At 44.3% G+C, this 12,621-nt stretch carries 11 protein-coding genes; 9 read left to right on the top strand and 2 right to left on the bottom strand.

The features are described from left to right. The first annotated feature begins 2 nt into the window (after positions 1–2). Positions 3–755 carry a twin-arginine translocase subunit TatC gene (tatC, locus tag A9237_RS07715; RefSeq protein ID WP_005434551.1) on the top strand — a complete coding sequence of 251 codons (753 nt, stop codon included), beginning with the start codon at positions 3–5 and terminating at the stop codon, positions 753–755. Between the two features lie 1,057 nt (positions 756–1,812). Here the strand turns inward: tatC and A9237_RS07710 are convergent. Next, on the bottom strand, positions 1,813–2,577 hold the full coding sequence (locus A9237_RS07710; protein WP_078607986.1) for a TatD family hydrolase: 765 nt from the start codon (positions 2,575–2,577) through the stop codon (positions 1,813–1,815). A 186-nt stretch (positions 2,578–2,763) separates the two neighbouring features. Here A9237_RS07710 and hemB point away from each other — a divergent pair, with 186 nt between their 5' ends. The 4 genes from hemB (at position 2,764) to spfP (ending at position 8,039) form a co-directional block, all read left to right on the top strand. Next, positions 2,764–3,825, top strand: a complete 1,062-nt coding sequence (gene hemB / locus A9237_RS07705) for a porphobilinogen synthase (protein WP_078607985.1) — start codon at positions 2,764–2,766, stop codon at positions 3,823–3,825. A 125-nt stretch (positions 3,826–3,950) separates the two neighbouring features. Further along, positions 3,951–4,385: a GNAT family N-acetyltransferase gene (locus A9237_RS07700; protein ID WP_078607984.1), complete on the top strand. Its 435-nt coding sequence runs from the start codon at positions 3,951–3,953 to the stop codon at positions 4,383–4,385. 620 nt (positions 4,386–5,005) lie between these two features. After that, a complete protein-coding gene (gene polA, locus A9237_RS07690) occupies positions 5,006–7,798 on the top strand; it encodes a DNA polymerase I (protein ID WP_078607983.1) in 2,793 nt (930 codons plus the stop codon). Positions 7,799–7,991: 193 nt separating this feature from the next. Next, the gene (gene spfP / locus A9237_RS27670) at positions 7,992–8,039 is read left to right on the top strand and encodes a small protein SpfP (protein ID WP_438356636.1); all 48 of its coding nucleotides are present in this window, start codon (positions 7,992–7,994) and stop codon (positions 8,037–8,039) included. 516 nt (positions 8,040–8,555) lie between these two features. Here spfP and yihA read toward each other — a convergent pair. After that, positions 8,556–9,215 (bottom strand): ribosome biogenesis GTP-binding protein YihA/YsxC, encoded by a 660-nt coding sequence (gene yihA / locus A9237_RS07685; RefSeq protein WP_009707987.1) that lies wholly within the window; start codon positions 9,213–9,215, stop codon positions 8,556–8,558. A gap of 159 nt (positions 9,216–9,374) precedes the next feature. Between yihA and A9237_RS07680 the strand changes: the two genes are divergently transcribed. The 4 genes from A9237_RS07680 to A9237_RS07660 all read left to right on the top strand — a co-directional run bounded on the left by A9237_RS07680 (position 9,375) and on the right by A9237_RS07660 (position 12,461). Continuing rightward, positions 9,375–9,992 (top strand): c-type cytochrome, encoded by a 618-nt coding sequence (locus A9237_RS07680; protein ID WP_005430024.1) that lies wholly within the window; start codon positions 9,375–9,377, stop codon positions 9,990–9,992. A gap of 792 nt (positions 9,993–10,784) precedes the next feature. Next, positions 10,785–11,423 carry a class I SAM-dependent methyltransferase gene (locus tag A9237_RS07670; RefSeq protein ID WP_038894009.1) on the top strand — a complete coding sequence of 213 codons (639 nt, stop codon included), beginning with the start codon at positions 10,785–10,787 and terminating at the stop codon, positions 11,421–11,423. After that, positions 11,423–11,965, top strand: coding sequence for a Der GTPase-activating protein YihI (yihI, locus tag A9237_RS07665; RefSeq protein ID WP_005434538.1), 543 nt, complete (start codon positions 11,423–11,425; stop codon positions 11,963–11,965). The genes A9237_RS07670 and yihI overlap by 1 nt, the downstream gene beginning before the upstream one ends. Before the next feature lie 7 nt (positions 11,966–11,972). After that, positions 11,973–12,461: a DUF2489 domain-containing protein gene (locus tag A9237_RS07660; protein WP_005434536.1), complete on the top strand. Its 489-nt coding sequence runs from the start codon at positions 11,973–11,975 to the stop codon at positions 12,459–12,461. Positions 12,462–12,621 lie beyond the last annotated feature (160 nt).

Below are 12,621 nucleotides of genomic sequence, written 5' to 3'. Positions count from 1 at the left end.
CCATGTCTACCGTCGAGCAGACACAACCTTTAATTAGTCATTTATTAGAACTTCGCAACCGACTGCTCAAAGCCATTGCTGCAGTACTGGTGGTGTTTGTTGGACTAATTTACTTCTCTAACCACATCTACGAGTTTGTTTCAGCGCCTTTGGTAGAACGCCTACCTGAAGGTGCAACGATGATCGCAACTGATGTGGCTTCACCGTTTTTCACACCTTTGAAGCTAACCTTGATTGCTTCGGTGTTTATTGCGGTGCCGTTTATCTTGTACCAAGTATGGGCCTTTGTAGCGCCAGGTTTGTACAAGCATGAACGTCGATTGATCATGCCATTGCTGTTCTCTAGCTCATTGTTGTTCTACTGCGGTGTGGCGTTTGCTTACTTCGTGGTATTCCCACTGGTGTTTGGCTTCTTTACCGCTATCTCCCTTGGTGGGGTGGAGTTCGCAACCGATATCTCGAGTTACCTCGACTTTGTACTGGCGCTGTTTATGGCGTTTGGTATCGCGTTTGAAGTACCTGTGGCGATCATCTTGCTATGTTGGACTGGCGCGACCACACCACAAGATCTGAAAGAGAAACGTCCATACATTATCGTGTGTGCGTTTATTGTCGGTATGTTACTGACACCACCAGACATGATCTCTCAGACCCTACTGGCAATCCCTATGTGTTTGCTGTTTGAGGTGGGTTTGTTCTTCGCTCGTTTCTACACCCGTAAAGATGAAGCAGAAGAGACGGAAGCTGAAGAGTAACCTTTGCTTCGTACTATAGAAAAGCGGCTTTGTTATAGCCGCTTTTTTTGTATTTTCAAAACCTAGCCAAGTTATCTCACGCGCTTTATGTATCCGCATCGTGAGCAAACATACACCTCTTTAATCCCCACTAATTTCTCCCAAAGCCTGCGCTGACGACGTTGTAAGTAACCTCCATGTTTGCACATACATATCCCTACTTTTATTGTTGTTTATTTGGAAGACTTTATGTGACGTTAGTTCCAATGTTAAATGGGGCTTCTATATGCGATTCAGTAGGTTATCTACCAAATCAATACGGTCACATTTAACAGAATAAAGTTCTAATTAGTTGGGGTGGAAGTGTGGTGCACGTTTTAAACGAGTTTAAAGGTTGTTAGGTGGAGTGAGTTTGACTGTGTAACGACTTGTAATTATTGAAGGTGTGAGATAGCGGGAAAGGCGACCCATGAAGAGCCGCCTTATTGCGGTTGGATTGGACTGAGCCAATCATCTCAGCTTAAGGACATGCCCACATTTAGAGCAGACATATACTTCCTTAATGCCTAAGATTTTTTCTAGAAAAGTTCGTTGCCGACGTTTTAGGTAGATTCCATGTTCACACATTATATGACTTCCATATTCATTTTTATGAGTATGCGTGAGCAAGTATAGGTAAAGATTTTGTCTTGTTTACGAGACTGAGGAATTTGTTAAGACTCTCTCTTAACGTATGCGATGTTCATTATGTTTTTGTGTAAGTGTCTTGTTTGTCACTAACTTACATAACAATTCTGAACCATTGTCTCGTTGTTACTTCACTTTAATGATATATCCGCATTTAGTGCACACGTAGAGCTCTTTGATGCCCATAAGCTTTTGCAGTAGGGTGCGTTTTTGACGTTTTAAGTAAATACCATGTTGGCAAGTATTCATCGATTGCCCACCTTGTCGAATGTGTGGGCAATATTTTAAGAAGGGCAGGAGTTACATCTCAATAGCACGTTATTTATACTTTCAAATATAATGCTATGAAATATAAGAGAATGTTTGATTGTAACTTATATAAGTGCAGATCTTAGCTTAAGTTAAACAGCGCTTCTGCGTTTTTGGTCGTCAGAGCATCAATCGCTTCAAGGCTTTCCCCACGCAATTCAGCCACGCGCGCCGCCACTAGAGAAGTGTAAGCTGGCTCGTTGCGTTTACCACGATGTGGTACCGGTGCAAGGTAAGGACAGTCTGTCTCTAGAATCACCCAACTCATGTCCAGATGTGGGATAACCTTATCCATACCACCATTTTTAAATGTTGATACGCCGCCTAGGCCTAAGTGGAAGCCTAGCTCATTGATTGCTTGTGCTTCTTCTACGCTGCCACCAAAACAGTGGAATACACCACGCAAGCTGCCGTCTTGTTCTTGACGAAGTAAAGTCAGCGTTTCTTCAATTGAGTCACGTGTGTGGATAACGACAGGTAAATTCATCTCTTTCGCCCAGTTTAACTGAGTCACAAACGCCATCTCTTGTTCTGCGCGGAAAGTTTTATCCCAGTACAGATCGATCCCGATTTCACCCACTGCAATGAAGTTATGCTTTTCAAACCAGCCGCGGATGATTTCCAGTGTTTGCTCAACATTGCTATCGACGTAACATGGATGCAGACCCATCATTGAACGACAAATCTCAGGATAAGCCGCTTCGGCTTTTAGCATCGGCTCAATAGACTCAAGATCGATGTTCGGCAGCAGAATTTTATCAATGCCTTGTTCTAAAGCGCGCTTCACCACCTCGTCGCGGTCGTTATCAAATTCGCTAGCGTAAATATGAGCGTGAGTATCGATCATGGTTGGTCTCTATGGTTTATCGGTGTATGGAATTAGTGAGAAGTATACTTGAGTGTGAGTGCGGGGTCATTTTCGGTTTTTTTCATGCCGTTTTTCCATATTGCTGCTCGCAAGGTGCATCAAGAGTGATATGATTTTGCCACCAGATGATTTGATCATCGTAACCTTCCAGACAAGGAGAAAGTGGTGTCTGTATCAATTCAAGGTCCATTCCCTGCGCGCCGTATGCGTCGTATGCGTAAGCACGATTTTAGTCGTCGTCTGATGGCTGAAAACCAAGTTTCAGTAAACGATTTAATTTACCCAATGTTCATTCTGATGGGTAAAGATCGTCGTGAAAGTGTTGAATCGATGCCGGGTGTAGAACGTTTGTCGATTGATTTAATGCTAGAAGAAGCACAATACCTAGCAAACCTAGGCGTACCAGCAATCGCGCTTTTCCCTGTCGTAAACCAAGACGCTAAAAGCTTATGTGCTGCTGAAGCTTACAACCCAGAAGGTTTGGTTCAGCGCGCAGTGCGTGCATTAAAAGAGCATGTGCCTCAAATCGGTGTGATCACAGATGTGGCACTCGACCCGTTCACTACTCACGGCCAAGATGGCATCATCGATGAAGATGGCTACGTGATGAATGATGAGACAACCGAAGTTCTCGTAAAACAAGCGCTGTCTCACGCAGAAGCGGGTGCAGACGTGGTTGCACCATCAGACATGATGGATGGCCGTATCGGTAAAATCCGTGAAGCCCTAGAAGAAGCGGGTCACATCCATACTCAAATCATGGCTTACTCTGCGAAGTACGCATCAAACTACTACGGTCCATTCCGTGATGCAGTTGGTTCATCAGCGAACCTAAAAGGTGGCAACAAGAAAAACTACCAAATGGACCCTGCGAATACGGATGAAGCGCTACATGAAGTGGCTCTTGATATCAATGAAGGCGCGGACATGGTGATGGTTAAACCAGGCATGCCTTACCTTGATGTGGTTCGCCGAGTTAAGACTGAACTTCAAGTTCCAACATTCGCTTACCAAGTTTCTGGTGAGTACGCGATGCATAAAGCAGCCATCATGAATGGTTGGCTAAAAGAGCGCGAGACCGTAATGGAATCTCTGCTTTGCTTCAAACGCGCAGGCGCGGATGGCATCCTGACTTACTTTGCGAAAGATGTAGCAGAGTGGCTAGCGGAAGAACACGCACAAGCTGCAGAGCACCTAGTAAAGGCTCAAGAAGCGACAGACGAGTAATTATCGCTCAATGAGAAAAACCAGACCGACAATTGTTGTCGGTCTGAATATACCCAAGTACCCTCAAGACGGAATACACACGGCTTGAAGTTACTTGGGTATATTTATTTCTGGAGAGTAAGACAATGACAATGCTGATTCGTGAAGGCACGCTGGAAGAAGCGATCCAAGTGGTGGCTCGTGTTACTGAGTTTGCACGTGGTGAGACGGTTGAATCCATGGCGGAGCGCCTAGGAGAGAAAAAGAGCTTAATCTTAGTGGCTGAGAAAGCTGGGGCGATCCTTGGTTTTAAAATTGGCTACGAATTAGATGATTACACCTTCTACAGCTGGTTTGGTGGCGTGACCCCAGAAGCGCGTAATGAAGGTGTGGCACAGATGCTGTTGGAAGCACAAGAAGATTGGGTCGCTGAGCAGGGCTACAAAACCTTAAAAGTGAAATCTCGTAATCAATTTCCAGCCATGCTTCGCTTGTTGCTAAGAAATGAATACATCATTGAAAAGTTTGAAGAAAAGCCGAACCTACGTGAGTCTCGAGTCCACTTTATTAAGGCACTATAAAAAATAAATGAGATTTTTTCTCATTTAGGTGTTGACTGTTAAATGAGAATCATTATTATTAAACCTGTCTTAGGGAATGAGGAAAGTTCACAAGGACGTTGAATTGCTAATTAACTGCGGTTTATTAACTGAGTGTTGAGAAGGTAATGAAACATTTTCCCCAGAACTTGCACGAATTCTTTTTGACACGACATTGCTCACATTGCTTCCAGTGTAATTTATAGCTTCTTGGTTAAGCTGCCATACAAATGGAAATAGCTTCACCACTTCTGCTAGGCGACCCAATTGGGTCGCTTTTTTCTTTTCTGAGATTTCTAATTGACGCCTCTCTTGGCAACTTTTCCACATGTCATGATCATTTTAGGATCGTTGATCTTCTCACCTGTTGGTATTTATTTTCTTTAATAACAGTGTCTTATGTTTGTTGTTTGAAGGTTTTATTTCCGTTGGATAACCAGTGGATAATTTCTATAAACAGAGTTATCCACAAGAAGGTGCAAATTTCGTGAATAACATCGGAAAATTTCCGCGACCTCGATCGAGCGAACAAGATAGATTCGGATCAGCAGTCATGGCATTCTAAGCAGATCTATTAAGTACTGATTTGGATACAGACAATTATGGCAAGTATTCCTGAAAATCCGTTGATTCTGATCGACGGCTCTTCTTACCTATATCGCGCTTTTCACGCTTACCCAGGCACGATGAGTAACGGTGAAATTCCAACTAACGCAGTTTACGGTGTAGTGAACATGTTACGCAGCATGATGCGTCAGTTTGCTTCTGATCGTATCGCAGTGGTTTTCGATGCGAAGGGTAAAACCTTCCGTGACGATATGTACCCGGAATACAAAGCGAATCGTCCACCAATGCCGGATGATCTTCGTTGCCAGATTGAACCTCTGCATAACGTTATTCGTGCGATGGGTCTGCCATTGATCTGTATTCCAGGCGTAGAAGCCGATGACGTGATTGGCACTCTGGCTTATCAAGCATCCCAACAAGGCATGCCTGTTTTGATCAGTACTGGCGATAAAGATATGGCGCAATTGGTGGATGATAACGTTACGTTGATCAACACCATGACCAACGTTGTGATGGATCGCGAAGGCGTGGTTGAGAAGTTTGGTATCCCACCAGAATTGATTATCGACTACCTAGCGTTGATGGGCGATAAAGTCGATAACATTCCTGGCGTTCCGGGTGTGGGTGATAAAACGGCAACGGCTTTGCTGCAAGGCATTGGCGGCCTGACAAAGCTGTATGAAAATCTCGACGATATCGCTGCGCTTGGCTTCCGTGGTTCAAAAACCATGGCTAAGAAGCTAGTCGACAACAAAGACAACGCGATGCTGTCTTACGAACTAGCGACCATCAAGCTGGATGTGGAGCTGGAAGAGACGCCAGAATCATTGCTAAAAGCAGAACCAAGCACAGATGAGCTGATCAAACTGTATGGTCAGTTGACGTTTAAGTCTTGGTTGAACGAGCTATTAGAAGGTGGCACTGGTGTAGTAGAAGCGGATGAATCAACCGGCGCTGCGCGTGGTGGTTCTGCTTCATCTAAAGCAGATATGGACATTTCAGCAGTAAAAATCGATCGTAGCCAGTACGAAACCATCCTAGATGAAGCTTCATTTAATGCTTGGTTAGACAAGCTAAAAGCGTCTGAATTATTTGCGTTTGATACCGAAACCGACAGCCTAGATTACATGGTGGCAAACTTGGTTGGTTTGTCATTTGCAACAGATGAAGGCATTGCTGCTTATGTACCAGTGGCTCACGACTACCTAGATGCGCCGCAGCAACTAGATCGTGATTGGGTATTGGCACAGCTAAAGCCGATTCTTGAAGATGAGGCTCAAGCCAAAGTCGGTCAGAACCTAAAATACGATGCGTCGGTGCTGGCTCGATACGGCATTGAGATGAAAGGCATCAAGCACGACACCATGTTGGCGTCTTACGTGTACAACAGTGTAGGCGGCAAGCACGATATGGACAGCTTGGCACTGCGCTTCCTACAGCACAGCTGCATTTCATTCGAGCAAATCGCAGGTAAAGGTAAGAACCAATTGACCTTCAACCAAATCGAACTGGATGAAGCTTCACCATATGCTGCAGAAGATGCGGACGTGACACTTCGCCTACATAACCGTTTGTTTGCCAACATCGAACAAGATGAAAAGCTAAAAACGGTATACGAAGAAATCGAAATGCCACTTGTACCAGTGCTGTCTCGCATAGAGCGTACAGGTGTGTTGATTGATGACATGAAGCTTAGCGCACAATCGGTAGAGATTGCCGCACGTCTGGATGAGCTTGAGCAAAAGGCGTACGAGATTGCAGAACAAGAGTTCAACATGAACTCACCGAAGCAACTGCAAGCGCTTCTGTTTGAAAAAATGGGTCTACCAGTTATCAAGAAGACGCCATCAGGCACACCTTCTACTAATGAAGAAGTGCTGCAAGAGCTGGCTCTGGATTACCCACTACCAAAACTGATTTTGGAATACCGTGGCCTGGCGAAGCTAAAATCAACGTACACCGACAAACTACCGAAGATGATCAACCCATCAACGGGTCGTGTGCATACTTCTTACCACCAAGCGGTGACTGCAACGGGGCGTCTATCTTCAACCGATCCTAACTTGCAGAACATCCCAATTCGTAATGAAGAAGGTCGTCGTATTCGTCAGGCATTCGTTGCCCCTACGGGTTATAAGATTCTGGCAGTCGACTACTCTCAGATTGAATTGCGTATTATGGCGCACCTATCTGGTGACCAAGCGCTGCTTGATGCGTTCCGTGACGGCAAAGATATCCACGCGGCAACCGCAGCAGAAATCATGGGCGTTTCTATTGAAGACGTTTCAAGTGAGCAACGTCGCCGTGCGAAAGCGGTTAACTTCGGTCTAATCTACGGCATGAGTGCGTTTGGTTTGGCGAAGCAACTGGGTATTCCTCGTGGTGAAGCACAAGCCTACATGGACAAGTACTTCGAGCGCTACCCTGGCGTGATGCAGTACATGGAAGACACGCGCAGTGCGGCTTCAGAGCAAGGCTTCGTCGAGACTATCTTTGGTCGTCGTCTACATCTTCCTGAAATTCAATCTCGTAACGGCATGCGTCGTAAAGCGGCAGAGCGTGCAGCGATCAACGCACCGATGCAAGGCACCGCTGCGGACATCATCAAGAAAGCGATGTTGTTAGTTGATCAGTGGATTCAAGAAGAAGGCAACGGTCGAGTGAAACTTCTGATGCAAGTACACGATGAACTGGTATTTGAAGTTGAAGAGTCGTCTTTGTCCGAAATTGAAAGTAAAGTACAGAATTTGATGGAATCTGCAGCAGAACTGAAAGTGCCTCTAGTGGCGGAAGCGGGTCACGGTGACAACTGGGATCAAGCACACTAGTCATTTTTAAGCCAATTTAGCCTATTTAGTATGAGCCAGCGCACAAACGCTGGCTTTTTTGTGTCATTAAAAAAGCAAATCACATCTGAGATTTAATGTTGCTTAATAAAACTTTCATGAAAAAAAACTACAAAAGTTCTTTGCAAATCTGACCAATTGTTGTACATTATCTCTCGTAGGGTACAGAGGTAAGATGTTCTATCTTTCAGACCTTTTGTTTCACGTTATTGGATTAGGCTGATTCAGCCGCCCCAGTCAGTTTTTGACTGGGGCGTTTTTTATTGGGCGAAAGAAAATTTTTCTTTTGGATCAGTAAGTTAAAATAAGCCCTCAAAAATCTTCTCTTTTGACCTCTCTAAGTCACTGCAAAATCTCGATTTTTCCTTCAAATTTATTGCGTTATTCATCCTGTAAATTTACGCCAGTCACACTATTATTTTTTCTTGAAAGAAACTAAGTTACGTCTTTTTGATGCTTTATTTAACTTAACTATCTGAATATTAAAGCTATTGAGATGTGTGAGAGGAACTATTTGTCGGTGGGCAGGAAATAAGATTGCTTTTTAACCTATTGAAATCGAATCTCAGTTCAGTAATGCTTCGCCACATAACAATAATTACCAATTTTTCTCTCCCGTTATCCCTGCCAGGAAGGTGGGGATTTTTATTGCCTGAAATTCACGGTTTTGGATGACGAATAAACAAAAGCCCCACCAAAAGGCAGGGCTGTATCGAAAAAATTTAACAAATTTTGTTAATTATTCTTCGCCGCTCTCGTGAGCGTCTTGCTCGTCTTCTTCAAGCAAGTGCGCAAATGCTGGTGCAAACCATGTGTCGAGTTTGGCACGTAGCTGATCTACGCCTAGGCCTTTTAGTGAAGAGAACACATCAACCGATACGTCACCACCAAAAGTTTCTACTTGTTTGCGGATTTTCAGTAGCGTTTGTTTGCGAGCACCGCTTTTCAGTTTGTCTGCTTTAGTCAGAAGAACTTGAACAGGGATGCGGCTGTCGATCGCCCAGAAAATCATTTGTTGGTCGAGATCTTTCATTGGGTGACGGATATCCATCAGAACCACCAAGCCTTTTAGGCACTCGCGTTTCTGCAGGTATTCACCCAATGATTTTTGCCATTTGTTCTTCATCTCAATCGGTACTTGAGCGAAGCCATATCCTGGCAAATCGACAATGTGACAACCTTCTTCCACTTTGAAAAGGTTGATCAATTGAGTGCGACCTGGGGTCTTTGATGTCTTCGCTAAGCTTTTTTGGTTAGTAAGACGGTTAAGTGCACTCGATTTACCAGCGTTTGAGCGTCCTGCAAACGCAATTTCGACACCTTCGTCCTCAGGTAAGTGACGAATATCGGGTGCGCTGGTGATGAAATGCGTGTTTTGGTAATGAATTTTTACGCTCACTGTTAACTCCATCTCGACTTTGTGTAGTCGATTGATTACTTTTTTGTGAAATTGTGTAAAATAACCGTGCTCGGCATAAGGTCGCCTATTGTACCATGAGTGTACGCGGTATGTTCACATTCCGTGGTACTGGAAGCTTGATAATTATAATGGAATGTCATGAAGAAATTAGCGCTAATTTTGAGTCTTTTAGCCAGTTGCTCAGTATGGGCCCAAGGTAATATTGAAGCTGGTAAAGCAAAATCACAAACTTGTGTCGCCTGTCACGGAGCGGACGGTAACAGTGCAATCGCAATGTACCCGAAACTTGCAGGCCAACACGCTAAGTATCTTGAGAAGCAGTTAAAAGATCTAAAACTAGGTATGACTAGTGGTGGTAAACAAGGTCGTTACGACCCTGTAATGAGTGGTATGGCAATGCCACTGAGCGATGAAGATATCGCTGATCTGTCTGCATACTACGCCTCTCTACCAATCTCAGAGAGCTCAACACCAGAAGACGTTGTTGAGAAAGGTAAAGTACTGTACACCGCTGGTGATGCAGAGCGCGGTCTAACCGCATGTATCGCATGTCACGGTCCTCGTGGTAACGGCACTGAGCTTTCAGGTTTCCCTAAAATTTCTGGTCAGCACTCTGACTACATCAAAGCTCAGCTAGAGAAGTTCCGTGATGGTAACCGTGGTAACGACATGAATGCCATGATGCGTGACATCGCGAAGAAAATGACAGACGAAGACATCGAAGTTCTGTCGAAATACGTTGGCGGTCTGCACTAAACCCCTACAAAGTTCGAGCACAGTTACACAAAAATGCCCTAGCGCTTTCGCTGGGGCATTTTTGTTAGTGACCTTACTTAATCACGGTCTTATTTTCTTAATACCTATTTATTAGTGATATCAATCACACATGGTTTTTGGGGATGAAGAGATAGTTAGCTCGGTGCTTTGTGAGACATTTGCCATACTTGGTCGATACTATTTCTCTCTTTTGTTTTTAAGTTATTGATAAAAATAGTTAATTATTTTTGACGAAAAAATCCTATCAATAATTTCTTTCAATGACTTGTTGGTTTTTATCCAATCCGTAAAGTAGAAGCTGTTCACAAGGAGTGAATCTCAGGAATTTAGACCATGGATATAAGGTCTCCAAGGACGCAAACGAAGGACGTTTGGTAGTCGGAAAAGGGACTTAGATAGGCAAGGAGCCTATCAGATATGGATGGTCATCTAGTCTAACGGTTAAGACAGCGAAACGGATCAGGCTTCAGGAAGTAGCTCAGTAAACAGGAAGTGAAAGGATAGCCAAAACTCATCAGGACGATGAAGAACAACACTTTTTGGCAGGGAAAGCTCGAAAAACAAAAGGATTCTTGGTGCACCCGATGTGTGCAACACAGTTTCGCCACTTATTGGTGGCATTCAGAAAGCGACAGTCTCACTGTCGCTTTTTTTATATTCATTTTTGCCAATCAAAGTTTTTTAACAAAAACTGCTGAAAAAGTATCCAACAACACTCCAATCTGTGTCCACTTTCTGGTATGTTTCGCATCCCTGTTTGAGGAAGTCAGCATGCACACCTGTCCTTTATGCCAGAATCAGCGCACTCACCACTTTTTTGAAGACAAGCGACGCGAGTATCTTCAGTGTGAGCAGTGCAGTTTGGTATTCGTCAATCCAGACCAACGTTTGGATGCGGAAACTGAAAAAGCTCACTATGATCTGCATGAGAACAATCCCGAAGATATGGGATATCGACATTTTTTGTCGCGAATTGCTGACCCAATCGCAGAGCGAATTTCACCACAATCGAACGGAATCGACTTTGGTTGTGGTCCAGGCCCAACGCTTTCATTAATGTTAGAAGAGGCGGGGCACAACATGGCGTTGTATGATCTTTACTATCACCCTGATACATCGGTGCTAGAAAGACAGTATGACTTCATGACAGCAACAGAGGTGATCGAACACCTCTACCACCCTGATATGGTGTGGAAGCAATGGTTGAATTTAGTTAAGCCAGGTGGCTGGATAGGCCTGATGACGAAAATGGTCATCGATGTTGAAGCCTTTCAATCATGGCACTACAAGAACGATCCAACTCATGTGGTGTTCTTTAGCCGTGAAACGTTCCAGTTCCTAGCTGAGCGGGATAAGCTCGAACTCGAATTTATTGGTAATGATGTAATTTTACTGAGGAAAGCCCAGTAATGAGCCGTAGTAAAAAATCTAGAAAGCCAGGTGCCGCTGGCGCACCTGAGTTTGTTGTAACTCGTAACCGTACAGAATCTGACGTTCAAGGCCGTCTGCGCAAGCGCGCTAAAAAGCGTAAAGGCTTGAAGACCGGTAACCGTAACTCAGAAGTAAACGAACAGAAGAAGCAATCTGCTGCACAAAATCGCGATCCGCGTTTAGGTAGCAAGAAGAAGATTCCTCTGATCGTTGAGCCTGTGAAGAAGCAAACGAAGCAAGAGCGTCGTTTATCAGCTGCACAAGAGCTAGAGATGCTAGAAAACGATGCGCAATTGAACGTATTGTTGGATCGTATTGAAGCGGGTGAGAACCTAGGCACAGGTCTACAGAAATACGTAGATGAGAAGCTAGATCGCATCGAAAAACTGATGGACCAACTGGGTCTGCTTGAGCCGGAAGAAGAGGAAGACTTTACCGCTCCTGCTGCTAAAGGTACTCGTAACGACGATGACCTACTGGCAGACTTCGATGACATCAACTTCGACGACTACAAAGGATAAGTAACTCATGAACGTAACCTTATTAGCGATTGCAGGTGCAGTGATCATTATCGCGCTGGCTTCTTATGCAGGTTACCTTCTGCTTCAATTGAAAAAGCAAAAGGAATTGCAACTGAAGCACAAAAAATTGGCGATCGATAAACGTAACGCCAACATTTTTGAGAACGTGCATACCTTATGTCAGGCAGGCATCCAAGGTCAGTGTGATTTGTCTGAAATCAGCATCCGTGTTTACAACATCATGGACTATGTTCAGGGTGAAGACCGAGTTGATTTTGATAAAACATACCCTGCGATTTCTGAGCTGTATCATGTTGTGAAAGATATGGCGCGCGGTGAAGACCGTCAGAACCTTGCTAAGAAAGAGCGTATGCAACAAAACTTAGATCGCCATAAAGCGGAGCAGCGCTTAACGGATGCGATCATAGAAGAACTCAAAGTGTTGCAAAAAAACGTCCAGCCACTGAATAACCAAATCAATATTCAGATGATCTAATTCGTACCCCTGATGGTTTCCCTATCACCATTGGGGGTATCGTGATCACGCTAGCACTTCTTTGGTTTTATACTTAAAAAGCCGCCAACGGCTACCGTAGTTGCCATCGTCGTATGGCAAAATAGCGGTTTCTGAATATCGGGTGGCGATATACGTCTCC

This window comes from Vibrio owensii, assembly GCF_002021755.1.
Taxonomy (GTDB): Bacteria; Pseudomonadota; Gammaproteobacteria; order Enterobacterales; family Vibrionaceae; genus Vibrio; species Vibrio owensii.
The sequence above is the reverse complement of the archived record's forward strand: the minus strand, read 5'-3'. Positions and strand labels throughout refer to the sequence as shown.